The sequence below is a fragment of the Plesiomonas sp. ZOR0011 genome, assembly GCF_000800945.1.
Taxonomy (GTDB): domain Bacteria; phylum Pseudomonadota; class Gammaproteobacteria; order Enterobacterales; family CAMTGL01; genus Plesiomonas; species Plesiomonas shigelloides.
On record NZ_JRKB01000072.1, the window covers coordinates 103614 to 130542 of the forward strand.

Consider the following 26929-nt stretch of genomic DNA (forward strand, 5'->3'; position numbering starts at 1 on the left):
GCCACAAAAAAGCCCACAAGCGAAAGCGGTGGGCTTTTTTATATCGGCGGATGCATCGACTAAACGCGAATGCCTCATCCTACGAGCGATATACGCTGATGCTTGCGCTGGCGTCAGGATAAAACTTCGGCCGCCTCATGACGCACATTGGCAATTTCATCGAGTAACTCCAGCCATTCTGGCTCTAGCTCTGCGGGGGCCACGCCGTGGCGTAGCTGTTGCTCTAACTCGCGACACAGCTTTTTCAAACGAGGAACGCCACTGTAGCTGCAACTGCCGTGCAGGGTGTGGATGCTGGCGGTGATATCCACTACCGGCTGGTCATTGAGCACCGCATTTACTTGTTGTTCGATCTCAGTGAGAAAATCGAGCAGCATTTGCAGCAGCTCACGGGCCAAATCATCTTTGCCGCCGGCTTGCTGTAGCGCCAGTGGCCAGCTTAGTGAGACATCTTCCGCGCTGCTTGGCACTCCTAGGGTGACGGGTGCTGCAGGGGCGACAAGCGATGTTGGTGTCACCGTACTAGGCTCCGGCAGCGCGAGCGGCGTGCTCAGGTTTGGTTCGGTCAGTGGTTGTGAGCTGGTGAGCGTGGCCTGACGCAGTCCTTGGCCGGTATGCAGGGCCATGATGCGTTGCAGCATACTTTCATCTATTGGTTTAGTCAGGTAGTCATCCATGCCCGCGGCGAGCAGGCGCTCACGCTCACCGCTCATGGCATGGGCGGTGACCGCCACAATTGGAGTGTCGGCATTGTTTGGCAGCTGGCGGATCAACTCGCTAGTGCGAATACCATCCATCTCTGGCATCTGAATATCCATCAGGATAATGTCGAAGGCATGTTGACCGGCTTGTTGCAGAGCTTCTTGGCCACTGCTGCACAATACGGTTTGCTCGACCATCTCGCCGAGCAAGGTACCGATCAGCTTGAGGTTAGCCGGATTATCATCGACTGCCATCACGCGCAGCGGCAGTTTCGGCGTTAGCACCTGATCGGGCAGGGCGACCAAACAACCATCTTGCAGCGTATGGAACAGACGGGTACGCGCCAGCGGTTTGGTCAGGCAAGCTTCCGCTCCGGCTTGAACCAGCTCATCGGCAATGTTCAGATCTTTGCTCGGCAAGCCGATGACAACGCGTCCAGCATAGCGCCGCGCGACGCGAATTTGTTGCACCATGCTGGCGGTGTCGTGGGTCAGCGTGGCGGCAAAGCACAATAGCACGATCTCCACTTTCTCTGGCGGAGCGCTGGCTAACGAGTCGGCATGCTCAATGTGCACCGGCTGGTGCTCGAACATGCTCATCACCGCTTGGGCCGCATTCTCGTTCGGCTCAATCAGTAAAATGTGCTGGCCTTGCAACGATTGCAGTTTCGGCGCGTCATGGTGGGCGCTTTCGGTCAGCGCCAGCGGCACGGTAAACCAGAAGCTCGAACCTTTGTGCAGACGGCTTTGGAAGCCAATTTCACCGCCCATCTCTTTGACCAGCTTTTGCGTGATCACCAAGCCTAAACCGGTCCCGCCATAGCGGCGTGAGATGCTGGCATCGGCTTGGCGGAAGGCTTGGAACAGCTGCGCTTGCTGGCGCTCGGAGATCCCGATACCGGTATCTTTCACCTGCAATAAGAGCTCGACGCTTCCCGGCGTGCGGCTGCGCTGCTCGATTTGCACATCAATATTGCCGTGCTCGGTAAACTTGATGGCGTTACCAATCAGGTTGGTCAGAATTTGCTGGATGCGCAGCGGGTCACCAACCACATATTCCGGTACTTCTTGGCTTAAGGTTAGGGTGAGCTCAATGCCTTTTTCATGGGCATTCGGGGCCAGTAACAGCATCACTTCATCGATGGTGTCGCGCACCCCAAACGGAATTTGCTCCAGCACCAGCTTACCGGCTTCCAGTTTGGAGAAATCGAGGATGTCATTGATGATCGTCAGCAGGTTATTTGCCGAACGCTCGATGGTTTGCAGGTAATCGGTTTGGCTTGGACTGAGCCGAGTTTTGAGCATCTGGCGGGTAAAGCCAATCACGCCATTGAGTGGGGTGCGCAGTTCGTGCGACATGTTGGCCAAGAATTCAGATTTAATCCGCGCCGCTTCCTGCGCCCGTTTTTTGGCCAGATCCAGCTCCACATTCTGGATCTCCATCTGCTCAAGGGTTTCGCGCAAATCCGAAGTGGCCTGATCGATACTCTGCTGCATCTCCTCGTGATAGGCCGTCAAGGAGACGGCCATCGAGTTAATCCCATTTTTCAGCATATCCAACTCGCCCAGCATCTTGCCTTCCACGCGGCTATCGAGCTGGCCACGGCGAATTTGATCCACCGTATGCACCATGTGGGTAATTGGCACGGTGACTACACGCATCAGGCGATAGGCGAACACGCCGGCGATAATCAAGCAGAACACCAACATGCCCAAGGCCGCACCAATTTCTTGGTATTGCTGCAGCTCCATCGGCCGGACATCAAGCTCGACTGCAATGTAACCAAGTGGCCGGGTTTTGTCCGGATCGTTGGTCGCGGCATCAGATAGCGTTGCATCGGCGAAAATCGGCGTGCGGATAATCAGCATCTGATCTTGGCGACTTAACATCACTTGCAGCGGAATATGGCTGGCATCCTCCAGCTGCAAAACCGAAAAGTTGCGATGGAAGTTCGAGGTGACGAACAGGCGGTTATCCGCATCGAACACCGCAATCGAGCGGACAATATTCGAGTGACGGCGATGCAACAGATTGATCAGTTGTTTGACTGACTCTCGGTTGCGAAAGGTCATCGCATATTCCGTGGACACGGATAAAGGTTCGATGATGGCGGTGCCTTCATCAATCAATTGCTGTTCAAGATCGCGGTAGCGGTTCACCACAAAGAAGGCACTGAGCAGCAACCCGATGATCAGGGTTGGCGCCAGTGTCATTGTAATTACCCGAGCACGCAGGCCGTAATTGGTCATCGGTCGCTATCTGTGGGAAAATACTATTTAACCGCATAATTTACCTGATTCCGGCTAGACATTCATGGCGCAATTTTATACTCCGGCAAAAAAACGTCCTTCTGCGACCCAAAGCGCAGAAACCGAGATCCTCTCACTGGATTATCAGGGGCAGGGAGTGGCCCGTTGGCAGGGGAAGACCCTGTTTGTCAGTGGTGCACTGCCGGGGGAGCGCGTGATCGCCCGGATTTATGAAGATAAACGGCAGTACGCCAAGGCGCATTGTCAGAAAATCTTGCAACCGAGCGCCCAGCGCCAGACTCCGCCGTGTCCGCATTACCGCCAGTGTGGCGGCTGCCAGATGCAGCATGTCGATTATGCGTTGCAGGTGGCCAGTAAGCAGCAAGCGCTGCAGCGCATGATGAGCCGCGAAACTGGGCTTGCCGAGCTGCGCGTCAATGGCGGGGTGATTGAGGGGCCACAGTATGGCTATCGTCGCCGTGCTCGCCTAAGTGTGCGGGTGGATAAAAAAACGCGTCAGTTGCAGCTGGGTTTTCGACAGGCCGGCTCCGATAACATCGTCGATATTCATACCTGTCCGGTGTTGCAGCCTGAGCTTTCGGCGCTGTTGCCTGCGCTGCGTGAATGCTTAAGCAACTTGCAGGCGGTACGCGCGATTGGCCATATCGAATTGGTGGCCGCGGATAACGGCATCTTACTGGTGGTGCGCCATACGCAAGCGCTGCCGGAGAGTGACAAACAAGCGCTGCTGGCCTTGGCGCAAGTTCGCCAACTGAACTTGTTTTCGGCACCAGACAGTGAACAGCTCACTTGCTGGTACGGGCAATGGCCGCTGTACCGTATTGATGGCCTGAATTTGCATTTTTCGCCGCGTGATTTCATTCAGGTTAATCCGAATGTGAATCAGCAAATGGTGGCACAAGCGCTGGCGTGGTTAGAATTGGATGCGCAAGACCGCCTGCTGGATCTGTTCTGCGGCATGGGTAACTTCACCCTGCCAGCGGCAAAACTGGCAGCAGATGTGGTCGGTGTGGAAGGGGTTGAGGCGATGGTCGAGCAAGCGCGCCGTAACGCCGCCGACAACGCGCTGGCTAACGTGCGGTTTTATGCCTGCAATTTGGATGAGCCGTTGACCCAGCAATCGTGGGCGCAAGAAGGCTTCAATAAGGTGTTGCTGGATCCGGCACGCGCCGGCGCGTTGGCGGTGATGCCACATATAGTGAACTTACAACCCGAGCGGATTGTCTATGTGTCCTGTAACCCGGCGACACTGGCGCGCGACAGTAAAGTATTGATTGAAGCTGGTTATCAGCTGGTACAACTGGGAGTGCTGGATATGTTCCCGCATACGGCGCATCTGGAGTCGATGGCGCTGTTTGTGCGAAAGGGAAAAAAACGCCCTCCTGCATCCGTTAAGAATACTTTTGCGCAATAATCAGTAGTCGAGGCCGGTTTTTTTCTGTTAAAAACAGTATGCAAAGCACGGACGGCTTCGCGAAGAGGAGCCGTCCGGTAAATATAACGATGAAAGCCAAGCGATAGGGATGAATTATGGTTGCAGTTCGTGGTGCGCACCTAAATAAAGACGGGGTGTTTGCGCTCGAAAAATGGATTAACAGCCTTGGGTTAAGCCCAGAGGCCGGAACCCGTGTATCCGAAACTTGGCGTTATTGTGAGGCTCAGATTGCCGATCCTGAGCATGCTGGCGTGTTGTTATCCCGAGGCCTTGAGATGGTGGAGATTTTGGCCACCCTCAGCATGGATATCGACAGCCTGCGTGCCGCCTTGATTTTCCCGTTAGTCTCCGATGGGGTACTGACGCCGGAACGCGTCGAGGAAGAGTGCGGTAAATCGATCATGAACCTGATCAGCGGCGTGATGGAAATGGATGCTATCCGCCAGCTGAATGCAACACAAAACGGCTCTACTTCGTCCGAGCAGGTGGACAACGTCCGCCGCATGCTGCTGGCGATGGTAGAGGATTTCCGCTGCGTGGTGATCAAGCTCGCCGAGCGCATCGCGCACCTGCGGGAAGTCAAAGACGCCGATGAAGAACAGCGGGTGTTGGTGGCCAAAGAGTGTACCAACATTTACGCGCCACTGGCCAACCGCTTAGGGATTGGTCAGCTCAAGTGGGAGCTGGAAGATTATTGCTTCCGCTATTTGCATCCTGCCGAATACAAGCGTATTGCGAAATTGCTGCACGAGCGTCGTATCGATCGTGAGCAGTACATCGACACTTTTGTCGATACGCTGCGCCGTTATATCAAAGAGTCTGGCGTACAGGCCGAAGTGTATGGCCGCCCAAAACACATCTACAGCATCTGGCGCAAGATGCAGAAAAAGATGCTGGAATTTGATGAGCTGTTTGATGTGCGGGCGATTCGGATCATCACCGAACGCCTGCAAGACTGCTACGCGGCGCTCGGGGTGGTGCATACCCACTTTAAACATCTGCCGAGTGAATTTGACGATTACGTGGCCAACCCGAAGCCAAACGGTTATCAGTCAATTCATACCGTGGTGTTAGGGCCGCAAGGCAAAACCATCGAGATTCAGATCCGTACCCGTCAGATGCACGAAGATGCGGAGCTCGGGGTGGCGGCGCACTGGAAATATAAAGAAGGCGGCGGCAACGTGCGCTCCGGTTACGAAGAGCGTATTGCTTGGCTGCGTAAGTTACTGGCTTGGCAAGAAGAGATCTCCGATTCGGGCGAGATGCTTGATGAGCTGCGCAGCCAAGTGTTCGATGACCGGGTGTATGTGTTTACGCCAAAAGGCGATGTGGTGGACTTGCCGGCTGGCTCGACGCCGCTTGATTTTGCCTACCACATTCACAGCGATGTCGGGCACCGCTGTATCGGGGCCAAGATAGGTGGCCGGATTGTTCCTTTCACCTACAAGCTGCAGATGGGCGATCAGATTGAAATCATCACCCAGAAAAACCCGAACCCGAGCCGTGACTGGCTGAACCCGAACCTCGGCTTTGTGAACAGCAGTCGTGGCCGGGCGAAAATTCATGCCTACTTTAAAAAGCTCGATCGCGATAAAAACATCGCCGCCGGTAAAGAGATGCTGGAAGGCGAATTGTCGCGCATGGGCTTGGGCGTGAAAGATGTCGAAAAGCTGGTGCTGGAGCGCTTTAACGTCAAGACCATGGAAGAGGTGCTGGCTGGGATTGGTGGCGGCGATTTGCGCCTGAACCAGTTGGTCAACTTCCTGCAAAACCGGCTGATGAAGCCCGATGCCGAAACGGCCGATAAAGAAGCGCTGCGCACCATTGCCGCTAAGGCGCAACATGCGGCGGCCAACAAAGCCACCGAGCACAAGCCGGGGCGGATTGTGGTTGAAGGGGTGGGTAACCTGATGCACTACATCGCCCGCTGCTGTCAGCCCATTCCGGGCGATGAGATTGTCGGTTTCATCACCCAAGGGCGCGGAATCTCTATCCACCGCGCGGATTGTGAACAGCTGCATGAGCTGCTCAATCACGCGCCGGAGCGGGTGGTGGAAGCGGTGTGGGGCGAGTGCTACTCCTCCGGTTATACCTTAAGTTTGCGGGTGCTGGCCAATGATCGTAGTGGGTTACTGCGCGATATCACCACCATCTTGGCCAACGAAAAGGTCAATGTGCTGGGTGTGGCCAGCCGTAGCGATACTAAAAAGCAGCTGGCGACCATCGATATGGAAGTTGAGCTGTATAACCTGCAGGCGTTGGGCCGGATTTTGACTCGTATCGGGCAGCTGTCGGATGTGATTGAAGCCCGTCGCTTGCGTGGCTGAGTCTGCTTCGGTGCACCGGTGTTGGTCAGTACGCTAATTCAATGCGCGGCATGACGCAACATGACACTCATGACTACGGGCGCTGTTTAGCGCCCGTTTTTTTATCTATCGGTTTATCCATCAATTTCGTTTTTTTCATCAGTGAGCTTTTTCACTACAGCGTTTTTAACTACAGGTAGAACATCGCATGTCTTCTTCGGACTCCTTATCCCGTTTACTTTCCATCATGCAGCGTCTGCGCGATCCGCAAGCTGGTTGTCCGTGGGACAAGCAGCAGACCTTCGCCAGCATCGCGCCTTATACCCTGGAAGAGACCTACGAAGTGATCGACGCTATCGCGCGCGAAGATTACACCGAGCTGAAAAGCGAGCTAGGCGATTTGCTGTATCAAGTGGTGTTCTATGCCCAGATGGCCAGCGAGCAAGGTTTGTTTGATTTTCACGATATCTGCGCCGCCATCAGCGACAAATTAGAGCGGCGTCATCCGCACGTGTTTGCGGGCCAAGATCACCAAGATCAGGATAACCAAGATCAAGCTAACCAAGCTCAAGATAATCGTGATAGTGAAGCGGTGGTGCCGGCAGATGCGCTCACCACTGAGGCCATTGCGCCGGAGACGGTCAGCGAGCGTTGGGAGACTATCAAGCAGCAAGAGCGTGCGGCTAAAGCGCAAACGTCGGTGCTGGATGACATTCCGAAAGCGCAACCGGCTTTGATGCGGGCCTATAAAATGCAGAAACGTTGTGCAACAGTGGGCTTTGATTGGGATACTTTGGGCCCAGTTGTCGAAAAAGTGCACGAAGAGATCGATGAAGTGCTAGCTGAAGCGTGTCAGGTGACAAAAAATGAGGTAAAATTAGCGGAAGAAATCGGAGATCTGCTTTTCGCTACCGTAAACCTCAGTCGTCACCTTGGGCATCGTCCTGAGTTGGCACTGCAACAGGCGTGTGACAAATTTGAACGGCGGTTCCGTCAAATTGAACAGGCTGTTGCGGCGAGAGGGGCGTTGATGAGCGAAACGTCGCTGGAAGAGATGGAAGCATTGTGGCAAGAGATCAAGCGCCGCGAGCCCTCTTAAGCGAGCAGTAGATACTGGCAGTGCGTTGCCGAGAGAAGTAAAGAACAACATGGCGTCGGGATAACCGGCTCGCTTCCCGTTTGTGGTCGGGGGGGAGCTCTGGTATACTATTATCCCGTCTTTGTTCTTCCTTTTCTCCCATAAACCTAACTCTCAGGTTCAGCATGACAACAAATTATATTTTTGTGACCGGTGGGGTTGTATCCTCGCTAGGTAAAGGCATTGCAGCAGCATCACTGGCCGCGATTCTCGAAGCGCGTGGCCTCAATGTCACCATCATGAAACTGGACCCTTACATCAACGTGGATCCGGGCACCATGAGCCCAATCCAGCACGGTGAAGTATTCGTAACGGAAGACGGTGCGGAAACAGACCTTGATTTGGGCCACTATGAGCGTTTTATTCGCACTAAGATGACCCGCCGCAACAACTTCACTACCGGTCGCGTATACGCCGACGTGCTGCGCAAAGAGCGCCGTGGTGATTACTTAGGGGCGACCATTCAGGTTATTCCGCATATTACTAATGCGATCAAAGAGCGTGTTATCGCCGGTGCCGAAGGCCACGACGTCGTTATCGTTGAAATCGGCGGTACCGTGGGCGATATCGAATCCCTGCCATTCTTGGAAGCTATCCGTCAGCTGGCGGTTGAAGTAGGCCGTGAGCACACGCTGTTCATGCACCTGACTTTAGTGCCATACATGGCCGCTGCCGGTGAAGTGAAAACCAAACCGACTCAGCACTCTGTAAAAGAGCTGCTGTCTATCGGTATTCAGCCAGATATCCTGATTTGCCGTTCTGACCGTGTTATTCCGGCCAACGAACGTGCGAAGATCGCTTTGTTCTGTAATGTGCCAGAAAAGGCGGTTATCTCACTGAAAGATGTGGATTCCATCTATAAAATCCCTGCTCTGCTGAAATCACAGGGCCTGGATCAGTACATTTGTAAGCGTTTCGGTGTGAACTGTCCGGAAGCTGACTTGTCTGAATGGGAACAGGTGATTTACGAAGAAGCCAATCCGACCGGTGAAGTGACCATCGGTATGGTCGGTAAGTACATTGAGCTGCCGGATGCGTATAAGTCCGTGAACGAAGCGCTCAAGCACGGCGGCCTGAAAAACCGTCTGACTGTTCACATCCGCTATATTGATTCGCAGGATGTGGAAAGCAAAGGTACTGACCTGCTGAAAGGCCTGGATGCAATCCTGGTTCCGGGTGGCTTCGGCAACCGTGGCGTAGAAGGCAAGATTATGGCGGCCCGCTACGCACGTGAAAACAATATTCCGTATCTGGGGATCTGTCTGGGCATGCAAGTTGCGATGATCGAATACGCGCGCAACGTAGCCGGTATGACAGGTGCCAACTCCACCGAGTTTGATGCCAACAGCAAATTCCCTGTTGTTGCGCTGATCACTGAGTGGAAAGATGAAGAAGGCAACGTTGAAGTTCGTACTGAAGCGTCTGATCTGGGCGGTACCATGCGTCTGGGTGCACAGCTGTGCCACCTGGAAGAAGGCAGCACCGCACGTAAACTGTATGGTCAGCCGACAATTCATGAACGTCACCGTCACCGCTACGAGGTCAACAACTATCTGCTGCCGCAGATTGAGAAAGCCGGTATGCGTGTAACGGGTCGTTCAGCGGACAAACAACTGGTTGAGATTGTTGAAGTGCCTAACCATCCATGGTTTGTGGCTTGCCAATTCCACCCAGAGTTTACTTCAACGCCGCGTGATGGCCACCCACTGTTCGAAGGCTTTGTGAAAGCCGCAGGGGATTATCAGGCGCGCCAGATTAAGTAACGAAAATCATGGAGTGTGCGGTATCCGCTGTTGATGCGGCACACTTTGGTGTTTCAGCTTAAAGTTCAGGCTCACTTTTAATAGGAAGAAAAGTTATGTCCAAGATCGTTAAAGTACTGGCTCGTGAAATCATCGACTCCCGTGGTAACCCTACCGTTGAAGCCGAAGTACACCTGGAAGGCGGCTTTGTAGGTATGGCTGCTGCGCCGTCTGGTGCATCTACCGGTTCCCGTGAAGCACTGGAACTGCGTGACGGTGACAAGTCACGTTTCATGGGCAAAGGCGTTCTGAAAGCTGTTGGTGCTGTTAATGGTCCAATCGCTGAAGCTCTGCTGGGCAAAGATGCTAAGCAGCAAGCTGAAATCGATCAGATCATGATCGATCTGGACGGTACTGAGAACAAGTCTAACTTTGGTGCGAACGCTATCCTGGCGGTATCTCTGGCGAACGCCAAAGCAGCAGCTGCTGCTAAAGGTATGCCACTGTTCGCGCACATCGCTGAACTGAACGGCACTCCAGGCGTGTACTCTATGCCTCTGCCAATGATGAACATCATCAACGGTGGTGAGCACGCTGATAACAACGTTGATATCCAAGAGTTCATGATCCAGCCAGTTGGCGCGAAGACTCTGAAAGAAGCCGTACGTATGGGTTCTGAAGTGTTCCACAACCTGGCTAAGGTACTGAAGTCTAAAGGCTACAACACTGCAGTTGGTGACGAAGGTGGTTTCGCGCCAAACCTGAAGTCTAACGCTGAAGCACTGGAAGTGATCGCAGAAGCTGTTGCTGCTGCAGGTTATGTTCTGGGTAAAGACGTGACTCTGGCGATGGACTGCGCAGCTTCTGAGTTCTACGACGCAGAGAAGAAAGAGTACAACCTGAAAGGCGAAGGCAAAGTGTTCAGCGCGAACGCTTTCTCTGACTACCTGGCTGAGCTGACCACCAAGTTCCCAATCGTTTCTATCGAAGACGGTTTGGACGAGTCTGACTGGGAAGGTTTTGCTTATCAGACCAAGATCCTGGGCGACAAGATCCAACTGGTTGGTGACGACCTGTTCGTAACTAACACCAAGATCCTGAAGCGTGGTATCGACAACGGTATCGCTAACTCCATCCTGATCAAGTTCAACCAGATCGGTTCTCTGACCGAAACTCTGGCTGCTATCAAGATGGCGAAAGACGCTGGCTACACTGCAGTTATCTCTCACCGCTCTGGTGAAACTGAAGATGCGACCATCGCTGACCTGGCTGTAGGTACTGCGGCTGGCCAAATCAAGACCGGTTCTATGAGCCGTTCTGACCGTGTTGCTAAGTACAACCAGCTGATCCGTATCGAAGAAGCGCTGGGCGAAAAAGCACCATACAACGGTCTGAAAGAAGTGAAAGGCCAGGCTTAATTGCCGCTTTAGCTTGAAACCCCTTTACGGCATTGTTTGGTGCCGTAAAGTCTGATGCAGAAAAGCCGCCCATTGGGCGGCTTTTTTTTGCCCGTTTGCCGGCATAAAGGTCTGTGTTACCACGCAGCTATTAACAAGTGGTATGAATTCTCAGGATTAAAAAATAGCCGTTATGGATGCCGTGTCACCGTACTAATTTAAGCATCAGTGGGCATAAAATGAGCGTCGTAAAACGCTGATAACGTAAACCGGCAGCGTCGTGATTATTTTACAGTTTTCCCCTCAAGAGCCAGACTGTTATGGCAGTGGTAGAAAACCAGCAGATATGGGATGATAGCCGGGTTTTTCTGGGGGGATAAGATGAGTAAACTGAGCATACTTTTACTCGTGATATTGGGCTGGTTACAGTACAGCCTGTGGCTGGGTAAAAATGGTATCCATACTTATACCCGTATCCAGCAAGAAGTCGCGACACAAGAAGCAAGCAACGCCAAATTAAAAAGCCGCAACGAACAGTTGTTTGCTGAAATCGATGATCTTTCCAGTGGTCTGGAAGCGATTGAAGAGCGTGCCCGTGATGAACTTGGTATGGTGAAACCGGGAGAAACCTTCTACCGCCTGTTGCCGGCGGATAAACCGACAAATACACAATGATGACCCATCCCGAGAGTGAGGCGCAGGCCTCTTTTGTTGCTGTCATTCCCGCAGCCGGTATTGGCTCGCGTATGCAAGCCGCCGTTCCAAAGCAGTATCTGATGTTGCACGGCAAAACCTTGCTGGAGCACACCGTGGCGGTGCTGCTACAAAACCCGCGCATCCGTAATGTGGTACTGGCATTGCATCCGCAAGACCGCTGGTTTGCTGATTTGCCACTGGCCAAGGAGCCGCGCGTTAGCGTGGTGACCGGAGGCGAGAACCGCGCCGATTCTGTGTTGGCTGCCTTACAAGCGCTGAGCTTGCCTGCCGAACAATGGGTGTTGGTGCATGATGCCGCGCGCCCTTGCCTGACCCAGACCGATTTAAACCGACTGCTGGATTTGACCTTGCAGCCAGATACCATTGGTGGCTTATTGGCTGCGCCGGTGCGCGACACCATGAAGCGCAGTAATGCCGATGGCTTGATTGAACAGACTGTCGAGCGTCGTCAGTTATGGCACGCCTTAACGCCGCAAATGTTCCCACTGGGGCTGCTGCGCGCGAGCCTGCAACAGGCATTGCAAGACGGGGCAGAGATCACCGATGAGGCGTCTGCGCTGGAGTATTGCGGCTATCACCCTCAATTGGTCACCGGACGGGCCGATAATCTTAAGGTCACTCAGCCAGAAGATCTGGCGTTGGCCGACTTTTTCCTGTCTCAGCGGTTATCGGGGGCGGATGCCTAGCCGAACTGACCCCATCTTTTTTGTCTAACCGTTTTTTGTATGACGGTTTTCTGTACGACGGAACACAACGCGTGAGGAGAGCGAAATATGCGTATTGGACATGGTTTTGATGTACACCGATTTGGCGGCGAAGGCCCGATCGTAATTGGTGGCGTGACTATTCCTTATGCTCAGGGTTTGCTGGCGCACTCGGATGGCGATGTGGCGCTGCATGCGCTGACCGACGCTCTGCTGGGCGCTGCTGCGCTCGGTGATATCGGCCACCTGTTCCCAGACACCGATCCGGCCTATAAAGGTGCCGACAGTCGTGGTTTGCTGCGTGAAGCCTTCCGTCAGATCAAAGCGCGCGGTTACCGCATTGGTAACGTGGATGTCACCATCATTGCCCAAGCGCCAAAAATGGCTCCGCACATTAGCGCGATGCGGGAAAATATTGCTACCGATTTAGAATGCGCACTGGAGTGCGTAAATGTTAAAGCAACCACCACCGAAAAACTCGGGTTTACTGGCCGTGGTGAAGGGATTGCCTGTGAGGCCGTTGCATTACTGCTGGAGAGTCATTGTGAGTGAGTGTTGCTATTTGCTGGGAAAACCGGCGCTGCGTGCCCGTCTGAAAGCCCAACCGGAAGATTTCAAGGTTGTTGAAGATTTAGGTTACGAGTTTGCCGGTGAAGGCGAGCACGTCATGGTGTATGTGCGCAAAACCGGCTGCAATACCAAGTTTGTGGCAGAAAAGCTGGCGCAATTTGCCGGTATTCCTGCGCGTAACGTGGCGTATGCGGGATTGAAAGACCGTAATGCGGTTACGGAACAGTGGTTTGGCCTGCATATTCCAGGCAAAGTGACGCCAGATTTTAGCCAATTTGCGCTGGAAGGCTGTGAAGTGGTGCAAGTGGTTCGCCACAACCGTAAGGTGCGCACCGGTGCTCTGCGCGGTAATCACTTTACGTTGCTGCTGCGTGATTTGACGCCGGATGCCGCCTTAGAGCAGCGTCTGCAAGCCATTGCCGAGTCTGGGGTACCCAACTATTTTGGCGAACAGCGTTTTGGCCGTGATGGCAACAACCTGCAACTGGCTTTACGTTGGGCGCGTGGTGAAGTGAAGATTAAAGACCGCAACAAGCGCAGCTTCTGCCTGTCTGCGGCGCGCAGTGAACTGTTTAACCGCATTGTCAGTGCCCGTATTGAGCAAGGTTTGCAGCAGCAAGTGCTGGAAGGCGATGCCCTGCAACTGGCGGGTCGCAACAGCTGGTTCGTGGTGACGCCTGAAGAGCTGGCTGCATCGCAACAGCGTTTGCAAGAGCGTGATGTGAATATCACCGCGCCAATGGTCGGCGATGGTGAGCTCGGCTCTCAAGGGCCGGCGCTGGCATTAGAGCAAGCGCAACTGGAAGGACAAGATGATCTGCTGGCTCTGCTTAAGCGTGAGCGTTTAGAGCCGGCGCGCCGTGCGCTGCTGGTGGTACCGCAAGAGCTGCGTTGGAGCTGGCTGGATGAAGGGCTGCAGCTGCAATTTTTCCTGCCAGCGGGCAGCTACGCGACCAGCGTGGTGCGTGAAATTGCAATCGTCGACGAGGAAGGAGACGGGCATGCGGATTCTGCTGAGTAACGATGACGGCGTTACCGCCCCCGGTATCCAAACGATGGCGGTCGAGCTGCGCAAATTTGCTGAGGTGACGGTAGTCGCGCCAGATCGTAACCGCAGCGGCGCCTCCAACTCATTGACGTTGGAGATGCCTCTGCGTATTCAAAAGCTGGCCAATGGCGATTTTAGCGTGCGCGGCACCCCGACCGATTGCGTGCATCTGGCGGTAAATGGCCTGATGGCGCCGCTGCCAGATGTAGTGGTGTCAGGCATTAATGCCGGCCCCAATCTGGGCGATGATGTGATCTATTCCGGTACTGTTGCCGCCGCCACCGAAGGGCGGCATATGGGCTATCCGGCACTGGCGGTATCGCTCAATGGCACTACCCACTATGAAACTGCGGCGGTGATCACCGCCCGTTTCTTGCGTGCCTTGCAGCGTCGCCCTTTGCGCACCAATCGGATCTTGAATATCAATGTGCCGGATGTGCCATTGGATCAAATCCGTGGCGTAAAAATTACTCGCTGTGGTCATCGTCATCCAGCCGGTAAAGTGATTTGTGAAAAAGATCCGCGCGGCAATGATATTTACTGGATAGGCCCCGTACCGGCAGCCAAAGATGCAGGTGAGGGAACCGATTTTCACGCCGTGGAGAACAATTACGTCTCCGTGACCCCACTGCATGTGGATTTAACGGCGCACCAGAGTCTGGACACGCTGACGGAGTGGATGGAAAACAGCGGAGAGTGGTAAGGATGATAAAGTCAGTCGAATTATCTCGGCTACTCATCAGACTGAAAGAACAGGGAATCAGGGATGAACAAGTGTTACACGCACTGGCCTGTGTTCCCCGGCACCGTTTCATTGATGAAGCACTGGCTCACAAAGCTTATGACAACACGGCGCTGCCCATCGGCGCCGGACAAACTATCTCGCAGCCCTATATGGTGGCGAGAATGACCGAACTGCTGGAGCTCACGCCCCAGTCGCGGGTATTGGAAATCGGTACCGGCTCAGGCTATCAGACCGCCGTTCTGGCACATCTGGTGGAGCGCGTGTGTTCGGTGGAACGGATTAAAACGCTGCAATGGCAAGCCAAGCGGCGTTTTAAGCAGCTTGATTTACATAATATTTCTACCCGTCATGGTGATGGTTGGGAAGGGTGGTCGGCACGGGCACCTTTTGACGCCATTATCGTGACCGCAGCCGCGACCGAAATTCCACAGGCCTTATTGGGTCAGTTGGCGGAGGGCGGGCGCTTGGTGGTGCCAGTCGGCTCGCATCATCAAGAGTTACAGCGGATCCGACGGGTACATAATCAGTTCCAACGGGAACATATTGAACAGGTGCGTTTTGTACCGTTAATACAAGGAGAATTGGCTTGAAATTGTTTGGCGCGGTTTATGATAAAGTCATGCTGTGGTCCCGCCATCCGAAAGCTGAATGGTGGCTGGGCGGATTGAGCTTTATCGAGGCCATCTTTTTCCCTATTCCACCCGATATTATGCTGGCGCCGATGTCATTATCTGCTCCGCAGCGCGCGGTGCGTTATGCATTATTAACGGCAATTACCTCGGTATTAGGCGGTATTGTCGGCTATGCTCTGGGATATTATCTGTTTGATGTGATCCAGCCCCTGATTGCGCATATGGGATATCAGGCTAATCTGGATAAAGCCATGCAGTGGTTTAGAGAGTGGGGCGTACTGGTCGTTTTTATTGCCGGTTTTTCTCCCATCCCTTATAAAGTATTTACTATAACTGCCGGCTTATTAAAAATGGCCTTCTGGCCTTTTGTCGCTGCTGCGCTGGTTTCCCGTGCTGCTCGCTTTTTATTAGTTGCGCTGTTAATGGCGTGGGGCGGCAAACGAATGGAAGCCCAACTGCGTAAATATATAGAAATTCTAGGTTGGGGTACTGTGGCGCTGGCAGTGCTCGTGTATTTGATATATCGCTGAATTTTAGGTGAAAGGATGATTTCAGGAAGCCTAAACAAAACCCTGTCCAAGGCGGGTATTTGCTCTTGCTTATTATTAGCGCTCGGGGGATGTACAACATCCGAAACCGGCCCGGCGCCGGTCTCTTCGGCGACGTCTGATGATGGGAATTACAGCTCATCACATAGCGGTACGCCGGATTATCGCCGGATCCAAAAAGGTAGCTATACCGGTACCACCTATCAGGTGAAAGACGGTGAGACACTGTTCTACATTGCTTATATTTCCGGTCGTGATTTTCGTGAACTGGCCTCGGCCAATAACATCGCGCCACCGTATACCATCTATCCAGGGCAAGTGATCCGCTTGTCGGAAGGTGGCAGTGGTAGCTATGCAACTCCTCCGACCAGTATCGTCTCATCACAAAGTCCTATTGAACCGGTTGCGGTTAAGAATTACTCTGGCTCAGAGGGTAAACAAAATGTTAATCGCAAGCAGGGGGAACTGCAGATTACTGAGACCGTTGTCTCACGTAAGCCGCAGACACCACCACCGGCAAGTGCCACCAGTAGCGCAAGCAGCAGTGTTGGCAATGCTGCAGTAAGCAGCTGGCGCTGGCCGGTACAGGGCACCGTGATTGACTCTTACTCCTCGGCTGAAGGGGGTAACAAAGGGATTGATATTGCCGGGCGTCGTGGTCAACCAATTTATGCCACCGCGCCAGGTAAAGTGGTGTATGCCGGTAATGCGTTACGTGGATACGGTAATCTTATTATCATCAAACACAATGATGATTATCTGAGCGCCTACGCCCACAACGATACATTACTCGTGAAGGAGCGGCAGGAAGTCAAAGCCGGTGAACAGATTGCGACAATGGGTAGCTCGGGTACCAGTTCAGTTCGACTGCACTTTGAGATCCGCTATAAAGGCAAATCTGTAAACCCGTTAGGATACCTTCCTAAGCGTTAAGCGGGCAGAGCGGGTTGTACTGCTTCGTATTTCTCTATCATGAGGGAATGAAGTATGAGCCACACCAATACTGCAGCAGAAGAACTGCATGAATTTGAGTTTGAAGAAGCCAGCCTGGAAGAGCTGGAGTCCGAAGCGTTCGAAGAGGCCGTTGATGAGGATGTCGAGGCCGATGAACAGTTTCCTCATATTGATGCGCAACGTGTTCTGGATGCAACCCAGCTCTACCTCGGAGAAATTGGCTTCGCGCCGCTGCTGACGGCAGCCGAAGAAGTCTATTTCGCCCAGCGTGCTCTGCGCGGCGATCTGGCAGCCCGTAAGCGTATGATAGAAAGTAATCTGCGTTTGGTGGTTAAGATCGCCCGTCGCTATGGCAATCGGGGCTTGGCACTGCTCGACCTGATCGAGGAGGGTAACCTCGGATTGATTCGGGCGGTGGAGAAGTTTGATCCCGAGCGCGGCTTCCGCTTCTCAACCTATGCCACATGGTGGATCCGGCAAACCATCGAACGGGCGATCATGAATCAGACCCGTACTATCCGTCTGCCAATTCATGTCGTCAAAGAGCTGAACGTCTATCTGCGTACCGCGCGTGAGTTAGCGCACAAGCTAGAGCACGAGCCGACCGCAGAAGATATTGCTGCGCTGCTCTCCTGCCCAGTCAGTGATGTTAGCCGCATGTTGCGCTTGAATGAGCGCATCACCTCAGTAGATACACCGATTGCCGGTGACTCGGAAAAAGCGCTGTTGGATATTCTGGCCGATGAAAAAGATCAAGGGCCAGAAGAAACTACCCAAGATAACGACATGCACCACAGCATCATCAAGTGGCTGTATGAGCTCAATCCAAAGCAGCGTGAGGTGTTAGCGCGTCGTTTTGGCCTGTTGGGTTATGAGGCGGCAACGTTGGAAGATGTGGGCAGTGAAATTGGTTTGACCCGTGAGCGGGTGCGCCAGATTCAGGTCGAAGGTCTGCGGCGGTTGCGTGAGATCCTGACTCAGCAAGGGTTGAGTATCCATGCGCTATTTCGTGAGTAGTCTCGCGAATGATGTGAATAGTGTCGCGAGTCGTTTGTGAAGCGCACACCAGAATATAAAAATCCCCGCTCTTGAGCGGGGATTTTTTTGTGCCGATAATTCAGCTCTACTAGAGAGGCGTCGTTAGGTTATTAGGCTAAACAATGCCTATCTCAGCCCCTTATCGCCAATTCCCAGTTATCAATTCCCAGTTATTGAAGCCATCATTTTCTATGGGGGTCTTCGCACTGAAAGATCATGGCCGCATTACGCGCGGTATTACAGCATCGCTTTGAGCCGATACAGCAGATCCAAGGCTTGGCGCGCACTCAGATTATCTGGATTTAACGCTTCTAACTCATCAATCACCGGATGCGGCAGCAAAGAGAGCTGAGGCGCTGCGGCGGCAGAACTTCCAGCCGATGAATTGGCGGCGCTTTCTGGCTGTGGTTGGCTTTCCAGCTCATGCAACTTTTGCCGTGCGCGGCGGATCACATCGCGTGGCACCCCAGCCAACGCCGCGACCGCCAGACCATAACTTTTGCTCGCCGCCCCTTCTTGTACCGCGTGCATAAAGGCGATGGTTTCGCCGTGTTCAACCGCATCCAAATGCACGTTAGCCACGCCTTCCAGCCGCTCTGGCAGCGCAGTTAACTCAAAGTAGTGGGTGGCAAACAAGGTCATGGCTTGAATGCGCTGGGCCAGCGCTTCGGCGCAGGCCCAAGCCAGCGACAGACCATCATAAGTAGAGGTGCCACGGCCAATTTCATCCATCAATACCAAGCTGTGCAGGGTCGCGTTGTGCAAAATATTCGCAGTTTCGGTCATCTCCACCATGAAGGTCGAACGGCCGGAGGCCAAATCATCGGCGGCACCGACCCGGGTAAAGATCCGATCGACCGGCCCAATCACGGCGCTTTCTGCGGGCACGAAACTACCGATATGCGCCAGTAACACGATCAGCGCGGTTTGACGCATATAGGTGCTCTTACCGCCCATGTTCGGACCGGTAATGATCAACATGCGACGCTGATGATTGAGCTGCAGCGGGTTGGCGATAAACGGCTCACGCAGCATTTGCTCGACCACCGGATGGCGACCATTTTCGATGGCGATCCCCGGTTGCTCACTTAATTGTGGACAGTGATAATCCAGCGAATCGGCGCGCTCGGCGAGGTTTGCTAGCACATCCAGCTCGGCCAGCGCGGCGGCACTTTGCTGCAATGCCGGCAGATGTGGCAGCAGCAGATCAAACAGCTCTTCGTACAGGCTCTTTTCCAAGGCCAGCGCTTTGCCTTTGGCGGTCAAAACCTTGTCTTCGTACTCTTTGAGCTCAGGAATGATGTAACGCTCGGCATTTTTCAGCGTTTGACGGCGGATATAGTGCGCAGGCACATGCTCGCTTTGGCCACGGCTGACTTGAATGTAGTAACCGTGTACCGCATTGAAACCCACTTTCAGGGTATCCAGACCAAGGCGCTCGCGCTCACGGATTTCCAATTGCTCCAGATAGGTGGTTGCGCCATCGGCCAGTGCACGCCATTCATCCAGCTCGGCGTTATAGCCCGGCGCCAGCACACCACCATCACGGATCAGCACTGGTGGGTTTTCAATCACGGCGCGCTCAAGCAGCGCACACAGCTCGGCAAAATCACCGATTTGCTGATTTAAATTTTGCAGTGGCGTACTGGTCAGCGCTTGCAGCAGTTGATTGATGTGCGGCAGCTGCTGGAAGGCATTACGCATCCGCGCTAAATCACGTGGGCGAGCGCTACGCAGCGCCAGACGAGCCAAAATGCGCTCCAGATCGCCGATTTGGCGCAGCAGCGGTTGCAGCTCGCTCACCAACATCTCGTGCTGTAGCGTGCGAATGGCTTCTTGACGGTGGCTTAAGATCTGCCGATTACGAATCGGTTGATGTAGCCAACGCTTGAGCATCCGGCTACCCATCGCGGTCACGGTTTGATCCAGTACCGAAGCCAGCGTGCAATCGGTGCCACCGCTCAGATTTAAGGTGATCTCCAAGTTACGGCGGGTTGCCGCATCCATGATGATCCCATCTTGTTGGCGCTCCATGATCACGCCTCGAATATGTGGCAGGGCGGTGCGCTGGGTATCTTTAACATACTGCAGCAGACAACCGGCGGCGCGCAGGCCAGCATCGGCCTGTTCTACACCAAAGCCAGTCAGATCGCGCGTGCCAAATTGCAGATTGAGCTGTTGGCGCGCGGTATCAATTTCAAACTCCCATAGCGGACGACGACGTAGACCTTTACGGTTTTCAATCAATGCGGCGTGAGGGAAATCTTCGGCATACAGCAGTTCAGCGGGATTGGTGCGTTGCAGCTCGGCTAGCATCGCATCGGTGCTATCGGGCTCTGACAGCAGGAAACGGCCGGAGCTGATATCCAGCGTGGCATAGCCGAATTTATCACCGTGGGCGCAGATCGCTGCCAGCAGGTTATCCTGCCGCTCTTGCAGCAGCGCTTCGTCACTGACGGTGCCGGGAGTGACAATTCGCACCACTTTACGCTCGACCGGACCTTTGCTGGTGGCCGGATCGCCAATCTGCTCACAGATAGCTGCCGATTCACCGAGCTGGATCAGCTTGGCCAGATAGCCTTCAATCGAATGGTGTGGCACGCCAGCCATCGGGATCGGTTCACCCGCCGATTGACCACGCTTGGTCAGCGAGATATCTAACAATTGCGACGCCAAGCGGGCATCGTCATAAAACAGTTCGTAAAAGTCACCCATGCGATAAAACAGCAAAATATCGGGGTGCTGCGCTTTGAGGCGCAGATACTGCTGCATCATGGGGGTGTGGGCATCAAGGTTCAGGCTGTCGCTCATAAGAGTTATCTTTTTAACGTCATCAGGTGAACAAAACCGCGCGCCGCAGGCAACGTGGCTGCAGTGCGCGATTTAAAATACGGATAGGTCGGCAAGGTGCCTTGTTCTGCAGGCAAGCTTATATGAGGGGCAAAGGCGCTGGCAAACCTTATTATGTCCTTATTATATAGACTGGGCATATAACCTGAGCGCGCTTAAGCGGCATGGCCATGTATACATTATGGATAACTGCGCCGCATCGCCCTCTAGCCTCAGCGCTTGGGTTACACTGGCAATACAGGGTGAAAAAATCTGGGGAAAGGTATGTATCAGAGTTTGTTATCACTGAGCGAAGCGGTGGGTGCCCGTTTAACCCAATTGGGCTGGAAAATTGCCGCCGCCGAATCGTGCACCGGAGGCGGGATCATGGCCGCGCTGACGGATATTGCGGGCAGCTCGCAGTATGTAGAGCGCGGTTTTGTCACTTATACCAATCAGGCCAAGCATCAGATGCTAGGGGTCTCTTGGCAGACGCTGGATACCTATGGCGCGGTCAGTGAACCAACGGTGTGCGAGATGGTACATGGCGCGCTGCTGGCGTCAGAGGCTGACGTGGCAATTGCGGTGAGCGGGATTGCAGGCCCCGGTGGCGGCAGCGAGAGTAAGCCGGTCGGGACCGTGTGGTTTGCCTTTGCCAGCCGTAGCGGGCGCACCTTAGCTTGCCATCAACTTTTCTCTGGCGATCGGCACGCCGTTCGTGAGCAGGCGGTGCATTTTGCATTGCAAACGCTGTTAAATGAGTTTCTCTTTTAAACAGGGCTTGATACTGTATGACTATACAGTATACTGTTCGGCATACAACGCGTGACTGATTTCGTGGGGATAAGAGTAATGGACGAGAACAAACAGAAAGCCTTGGCCGCAGCGTTAGGACAGATTGAAAAGCAATTCGGTAAAGGCTCTATCATGCGTCTGGGTGATACCAAGACGTTAGATATCGAAGCAATTTCTACCGGCTCTTTGGGTCTGGATATTGCGCTGGGTATTGGCGGTCTGCCGACCGGCCGTATTGTTGAAATCTTTGGTCCGGAATCGTCCGGTAAAACCACCCTTACTCTGTCTGTTATCGCTCAAGCGCAAAAGTGCGGTAAAACCTGTGCTTTTATCGATGCTGAGCATGCGCTGGATCCGGTTTACGCCGCCAAACTGGGGGTGCAGGTTGATGATCTGCTGATCTCTCAGCCAGATACCGGTGAACAAGCACTGGAAATCTGTGATGCACTGGTTCGTTCTGGCGCGGTCGATGTGATCATCGTTGACTCCGTGGCCGCACTGACACCAAAAGCCGAAATCGAAGGCGAGATGGGCGACTCTCACGTCGGTCTGCAAGCCCGTTTGATGTCACAGGCGCTGCGTAAGTTGACCGGTAACATCAAGAGCGCCAACTGCTTAGTGGTCTTCATCAACCAGATCCGTATGAAGATTGGTGTGATGTTCGGTAACCCAGAGACCACCACCGGCGGTAACGCACTGAAGTTCTACGCCTCTGTTCGTCTGGATATTCGCCGTGTTGGCGCTATCAAAGAAGGCGATGAAGTGGTCGGTAACGAAACACGCGTGAAAGTGGTGAAAAACAAAGTATCGCCACCGTTCCGTCAGGCCGATTTCCAGATTATTTATGGCGGCGGGATCTCGAAAGAGGGCGAGCTGATCGATCTGGGCGTGAAGCACAAGCTGGTGGAAAAATCCGGTGCGTGGTACAGCTATCAGGGCGAGAAAGTGGGTCAGGGCAAGGCCAACTCGATGAAGTACCTGCAAGAGCATCCAGAAATTGCGGCTGAGCTGGATAAAAAACTGCGTGAAATGCTGTTAAGTGCGGCTGCGACTTCTGCGGAAGCGCAAGCGAACAATGATGGCGATGACGAGTTTGGTCCAGATGAGGACGAAGCATTCTGATGAATGCCATGCTACTGAATCACGCGCAGCGTCTGTTGGCGCAGCGTGAACACAGTGAGCAGGAATTGCGCCGCAAATTAGCGGCGCAATTTGTTTCTGCCGCAACCCCCACTGAAGACGAAGGCGCGTTTACCCACGCGCGGCGTGGCACCAAGCGCTCGGCGGCCAAACCGGCGCTGCAATTTAGTCGCAGTGAATGGCCGGCTACTCCCGAGGCCTTTGCCACTGAACTAGAGTTGGTGATAGCGCACTGTGTGCAGCAAAAATGGTTGGATGACCAGCGTTACGCGGGTATGTTTTTGCGCAGCCGTAGTCAAAAAGGCTATGGGCCACGGCGCATCGAACAAGAGCTACGCCAACGCGGAGTACCCAGTGAGGCCATCACCCAAGCTCTGTTTGATTCAGATATCGATTGGAGCGCGCTGGCGGCACGGGTAGCCGAGCGACGTTTTGGTTCGCCGCTGCCGACTGAGCGATTACCACGCAGCAAAGTGATCCGCTTTATGCTGTACCGCGGTTTTTACCAAGAAGATATTCAATCTCTGTGGTAAGCGTCAGCGACAACATCCCTCTCGCTTACCAACGCTTGTCCTCATTTTCTCCTCATCTTTGCATTTCACTGCACTAAAGCGGGTGGAATCAGCATTTTCTGCCGTCGAAAGTGCTATCTGAATTTACATCACTTGTGAGAAAATTTATCTTATCCACACTTTGATCGCCCCCGCTGTACAACAGGGACGATTCCTCAGCAATTTGATCTGACTCAGGACTTAGCTGCATGAGCAAGAGCACTGCCGAGATCCGCCAGGCGTATCTCGACTTTTTCCAGAGCAAAGGGCATCAAGTGGTGTCCAGCAGCTCACTCGTACCGGGCAATGACCCGACGTTACTGTTTACCAATGCCGGTATGAACCAGTTCAAGGACGTATTCCTTGGTCTGGACAAGCGCCCTTATACCCGCGCGACCACCTCTCAGCGTTGTGTGCGTGCAGGCGGTAAGCACAATGACCTAGAGAACGTAGGTTATACCGCGCGTCACCACACCTTCTTCGAAATGCTGGGTAACTTCAGCTTCGGCGATTACTTCAAGCACGATGCGATTCGCTATGCGTGGGAGTTCCTGACGTCGCCACAGTGGCTGGCACTGCCGAAAGAGAAGCTGTGGGTAACGGTGTACGCCTCTGATGATGAAGCGTATGACATCTGGGCCAAAGAAATTGGCATTCCAGAAGAGCGCATCGTGCGTATCGGTGACAACAAAGGTGCGCCGTATGCCTCCGATAACTTCTGGCAGATGGGTGATACCGGCCCATGCGGTCCGTGCACCGAGATTTTCTATGACCACGGCGATCACATCTGGGGCGGTCCTCCAGGAAGTCCAGAAGAAGATGGCGACCGTTATATCGAGATTTGGAACAACGTGTTCATGCAGTTCAACCGTCAAGCTGACGGCACTCTGCTGCCACTGCCAAAGCCATCGGTAGATACCGGTATGGGTCTGGAGCGTATCACTGCGGTTATGCAGCATGTGAACTCCAACTACGAAATCGACGTCTTCAAAGCGTTGATCGCTAAAGCGGCCGAAGTGACCGGCGCGACCGATCTGGAAAGCAAATCACTGCGCGTAATTGCTGACCATATCCGTTCTTGTGCGTTCTTGGTATCTGACGGTGTAATGCCATCGAATGAAGGCCGTGGCTATGTGCTGCGTCGTATCATTCGTCGTGCCGTACGTCATGGTCACATGCTGGGTGCCAAAGACACGTTCTTCTACAAGCTGGTGGGTACGTTGATTGCCGTGATGGGCAGCGCTGCCGATGAACTGCAACAGCAGCAAGCACTGGTAGAAAAAGTGCTGCGTCTGGAAGAAGAGCAGTTTGCCCGTACGCTGGAGCGTGGTCTGGCATTGCTGGATGGCGCGCTGGCTGAACTGCAAGGCGACGTACTGGATGGCGAAACCGCGTTCAAACTGTACGACACCTACGGCTTCCCACTGGATTTGACCGCTGACGTATGCCGTGAGCGCAACATCACTGTTGATGAAGCCGGTTTTGAAAAAGAAATGAAAGCCCAGCGTGAGCGTGCGCAGGCGGCTAACAACTTTGGTGCCGATTACAACAGCATGATCCGTGTTGAGGGTCAGACCGAATTCCACGGCTACACCACTACCGCCCATCAAGGTCAGGTTGTGGCACTGTTCCGTGAAGGTCAGAGTGTTGAGCAGCTGCACGCTGGTGAAGAGGCGATCATCGTCTTGAACGAAACTCCATTCTACGCCGAGTCCGGTGGTCAGGTGGGTGACAGCGGTCTGCTGTTGGCCGATGGCGTTGAGTTCATGGTGACGGATACCCAGAAATACGGTCAGGCGTTTGGTCACGTCGGTAAGCTGATGTCAGGGAGTGTAACGGTCGGTGATACGCTGCAAGCTGAAGTGGATGCAGCGCGTCGTCAGAGCATTCGTCTGAACCACTCAGCGACTCACCTGTTGCACGCGGCCCTGCGTAAAGTGCTGGGCGAGCACGTGGCACAAAAAGGTTCACAAGTGAGCGCGGATGCCCTGCGTTTTGACTTCTCGCATCTGGAAGCCATGAAGGCCGAAGAGCTGCGTGAAGTTGAGCGTTTGGTGAATGCGGAAATTCGTCACAACCACAGCGTACAGACCGATGTTCTGGATCTGGACGAAGCCAAAGCCAAAGGTGCGATGGCGCTGTTTGGTGAGAAGTATGACGAGAAAGTGCGCGTACTGACCATGGGCGATTTCTCGGTTGAGCTGTGTGGTGGTACCCACGCTGCGCGTACCGGTGATATCGGCTTGTTCCGCATTACCTCTGAAGGTGGTGTAGCTGCAGGCGTGCGCCGTATTGAAGCGGTGACCGGTGAGCGGGCGATTGCCTTTACCGAGCGTCAGCAAGACCAGCTAGATGAAGCGGCCGGTCTGGTGAAATCCGACGCATTCAGCGTAGCGGAGAAAGTCCGTGGCTTGCTGGATCGCAGCAAGCAGCTGGAAAAAGAATTGCAACAATTGAAAGACAAGCTGGCCGCTCAGGAAAGCGCGGATCTGGTGCATAATGCTATCGAGGTCAAGGGTAAGAAGCTGTTGGTCAGCCTGCTCAAGAACGGCGATGCAAAAGCATTACGTACGATGGTCGATGACCTGAAAAACCAGTTGGGTTCCGGTATCGTGGTACTGGGTCTGGCACAGGATGACAAAGTCAGCCTGATTGCTGGTGTAACCAAAGACTTGGTGGGTCAGGTGAAGGCTGGTGAGCTGGTCAGCATGCTGGCGGCACAAGTTGGCGGTAAGGGCGGCGGTCGTCCAGATATGGCACAGGCCGGTGGCTCTGATGCTGCAGCATTGCCTGCGGCATTAGACAGTGTTCAGGCATGGGTTGCTGAACGTCTGTAACCGTTAAGCTGAAAAAAACGTACTGACCTCACTTTGAGGTTAGTACGTTTTGTTTTTTGTGCAGTGTGTCGCTTGCTTCTGTCTGTACTGATGCCACAATAAAAATTGCAACTAATTGCACTTTATGAGGCAGGGTTGGGCAGTAGGGAACACTGTTTTATTAATTGAGTAGGCAAGAACTTTAGCTAATCGGCTTACGTTTTTGTGACTTATGTTGGATAATGTCAGTACAATTCTGACAATAAGCTATTAGTTCAAGGAGCAACGAATGCTAATTCTGACTCGCCGAGTTGGTGAAACCCTGATGATTGGTGACGAGGTTACCGTTACTGTACTGGGTGTAAAAGGAAACCAAGTCCGTATCGGTGTGAACGCGCCGAAAGAAGTCTCTGTTCACCGTGAAGAAATTTACCAACGCATCCAGGCTGAAAAATCTCAACAGCCTAACTACTAACCTTTTCTTTCCGGTTAGTACTGAACCTTCCCAGCGCGTCTCGCACTTTTTCTGTGGGACGCCGATTTTCCGATAAAGCTCACAAAACCCAACCCTGACTTGCTGGCATTATTAATGCCGTTGTGATGACGCACGCACAATAATGCGAGTCAACGGTCTGCTGTGTTGATAAAAACGGCAGATGACCTGAAAAATCAGCAGATTGCCTGTTAAGTGTGCAAACGATATGATTTTACAGGATACTTCGGAAAAAACGTTTGACTTATAAGGCTGGGAAAGTAATATGTGCGCCACGCAACGCCGGTGAGATGGCCGAGAGGCTGAAGGCGCACCCCTGCTAAGGGTGTATAGGGGAAACTCTATCGAGGGTTCGAATC

At 53.6% G+C, this 26929-nt stretch carries 21 protein-coding genes; 19 read left to right on the forward strand and 2 right to left on the reverse strand.

Translation table 11 applies throughout. The annotated features are described in order from the left end of the window. Positions 1-113: 113 nt before the first annotated feature. A complete protein-coding gene (barA, locus tag L975_RS13285) occupies positions 114-2951 on the reverse strand; it encodes a two-component sensor histidine kinase BarA (protein WP_047709000.1) in 2838 nt (945 codons plus the stop codon). A gap of 64 nt (positions 2952-3015) precedes the next feature. Between barA and rlmD the strand changes: the two genes are divergently transcribed. The 14 genes from rlmD (at position 3016) to rpoS (ending at position 17925) form a co-directional block, all read left to right on the forward strand. Then, positions 3016-4386: a 23S rRNA (uracil(1939)-C(5))-methyltransferase RlmD gene (gene rlmD, locus L975_RS13290; protein WP_047709001.1), complete on the forward strand. Its 1371-nt coding sequence runs from the start codon at positions 3016-3018 to the stop codon at positions 4384-4386. A gap of 116 nt (positions 4387-4502) precedes the next feature. Then, entirely contained in the window at positions 4503-6734 is a 2232-nt protein-coding gene (gene relA / locus L975_RS13295) for a GTP diphosphokinase (protein ID WP_010864367.1), read from the forward strand. Positions 6735-6921: 187 nt separating this feature from the next. Beyond that, a complete protein-coding gene (gene mazG / locus L975_RS13300; protein ID WP_047709002.1) occupies positions 6922-7812 on the forward strand; it encodes a nucleoside triphosphate pyrophosphohydrolase in 891 nt (296 codons plus the stop codon). Positions 7813-7976: 164 nt separating this feature from the next. Beyond that, the gene (gene pyrG, locus L975_RS13305; protein ID WP_010864365.1) at positions 7977-9614 is read left to right on the forward strand and encodes a glutamine hydrolyzing CTP synthase; all 1638 of its coding nucleotides are present in this window, start codon (positions 7977-7979) and stop codon (positions 9612-9614) included. Between the two features lie 95 nt (positions 9615-9709). Further along, on the forward strand, positions 9710-11011 hold the full coding sequence (eno, locus tag L975_RS13310) for a phosphopyruvate hydratase (protein WP_010864364.1): 1302 nt from the start codon (positions 9710-9712) through the stop codon (positions 11009-11011). 360 nt (positions 11012-11371) lie between these two features. Beyond that, positions 11372-11665 carry a cell division protein FtsB gene (gene ftsB / locus L975_RS13315; RefSeq protein ID WP_010864363.1) on the forward strand — a complete coding sequence of 98 codons (294 nt, stop codon included), beginning with the start codon at positions 11372-11374 and terminating at the stop codon, positions 11663-11665. Next, complete coding sequence (gene ispD / locus L975_RS13320; protein WP_369795336.1) at positions 11662-12393, forward strand: 2-C-methyl-D-erythritol 4-phosphate cytidylyltransferase; 732 nt, start codon at positions 11662-11664, stop codon at positions 12391-12393. The genes ftsB and ispD overlap by 4 nt, the downstream gene beginning before the upstream one ends. A gap of 87 nt (positions 12394-12480) precedes the next feature. Then, entirely contained in the window at positions 12481-12963 is a 483-nt protein-coding gene (gene ispF / locus L975_RS13325) for a 2-C-methyl-D-erythritol 2,4-cyclodiphosphate synthase (RefSeq protein ID WP_010864361.1), read from the forward strand. Further along, the gene (gene truD, locus L975_RS13330) at positions 12956-14002 is read left to right on the forward strand and encodes a tRNA pseudouridine(13) synthase TruD (protein ID WP_225624430.1); all 1047 of its coding nucleotides are present in this window, start codon (positions 12956-12958) and stop codon (positions 14000-14002) included. The genes ispF and truD overlap by 8 nt, the downstream gene beginning before the upstream one ends. Further along, positions 13983-14732 carry a 5'/3'-nucleotidase SurE gene (surE, locus tag L975_RS13335; protein ID WP_047709003.1) on the forward strand — a complete coding sequence of 250 codons (750 nt, stop codon included), beginning with the start codon at positions 13983-13985 and terminating at the stop codon, positions 14730-14732. Before truD ends, surE begins: the two co-directional genes overlap by 20 nt. Before the next feature lie 2 nt (positions 14733-14734). Then, on the forward strand, positions 14735-15364 hold the full coding sequence (locus tag L975_RS13340) for a protein-L-isoaspartate(D-aspartate) O-methyltransferase (RefSeq protein WP_047709004.1): 630 nt from the start codon (positions 14735-14737) through the stop codon (positions 15362-15364). After that, complete coding sequence (locus L975_RS13345; RefSeq protein ID WP_010864357.1) at positions 15361-15936, forward strand: YqaA family protein; 576 nt, start codon at positions 15361-15363, stop codon at positions 15934-15936. The genes L975_RS13340 and L975_RS13345 overlap by 4 nt, the downstream gene beginning before the upstream one ends. A gap of 15 nt (positions 15937-15951) precedes the next feature. Continuing rightward, positions 15952-16887: a murein hydrolase activator NlpD gene (nlpD, locus tag L975_RS13350; RefSeq protein WP_010864356.1), complete on the forward strand. Its 936-nt coding sequence runs from the start codon at positions 15952-15954 to the stop codon at positions 16885-16887. A gap of 54 nt (positions 16888-16941) precedes the next feature. After that, positions 16942-17925, forward strand: coding sequence for an RNA polymerase sigma factor RpoS (gene rpoS / locus L975_RS13355; RefSeq protein ID WP_047709005.1), 984 nt, complete (start codon positions 16942-16944; stop codon positions 17923-17925). 258 nt (positions 17926-18183) lie between these two features. On the opposite strand, the gene mutS is transcribed toward rpoS, so the two are convergent. Beyond that, positions 18184-20757: a DNA mismatch repair protein MutS gene (gene mutS / locus L975_RS13360; protein ID WP_047709006.1), complete on the reverse strand. Its 2574-nt coding sequence runs from the start codon at positions 20755-20757 to the stop codon at positions 18184-18186. A 303-nt stretch (positions 20758-21060) separates the two neighbouring features. Between mutS and pncC the strand changes: the two genes are divergently transcribed. The 5 genes from pncC to csrA all read left to right on the forward strand — a co-directional run bounded on the left by pncC (position 21061) and on the right by csrA (position 26552). Further along, complete coding sequence (gene pncC / locus L975_RS13365; protein ID WP_039045159.1) at positions 21061-21549, forward strand: nicotinamide-nucleotide amidase; 489 nt, start codon at positions 21061-21063, stop codon at positions 21547-21549. A 78-nt stretch (positions 21550-21627) separates the two neighbouring features. After that, positions 21628-22692: a recombinase RecA gene (gene recA / locus L975_RS13370; protein ID WP_039045158.1), complete on the forward strand. Its 1065-nt coding sequence runs from the start codon at positions 21628-21630 to the stop codon at positions 22690-22692. Positions 22693-22700: 8 nt separating this feature from the next. Then, on the forward strand, positions 22701-23243 hold the full coding sequence (locus L975_RS13375; RefSeq protein ID WP_369795337.1) for a regulatory protein RecX: 543 nt from the start codon (positions 22701-22703) through the stop codon (positions 23241-23243). A 227-nt stretch (positions 23244-23470) separates the two neighbouring features. Beyond that, the gene (gene alaS / locus L975_RS13380; RefSeq protein WP_047709008.1) at positions 23471-26098 is read left to right on the forward strand and encodes an alanine--tRNA ligase; all 2628 of its coding nucleotides are present in this window, start codon (positions 23471-23473) and stop codon (positions 26096-26098) included. 268 nt (positions 26099-26366) lie between these two features. Next, positions 26367-26552, forward strand: coding sequence for a carbon storage regulator CsrA (gene csrA, locus L975_RS13385; protein ID WP_010864349.1), 186 nt, complete (start codon positions 26367-26369; stop codon positions 26550-26552). Positions 26553-26929 lie beyond the last annotated feature (377 nt).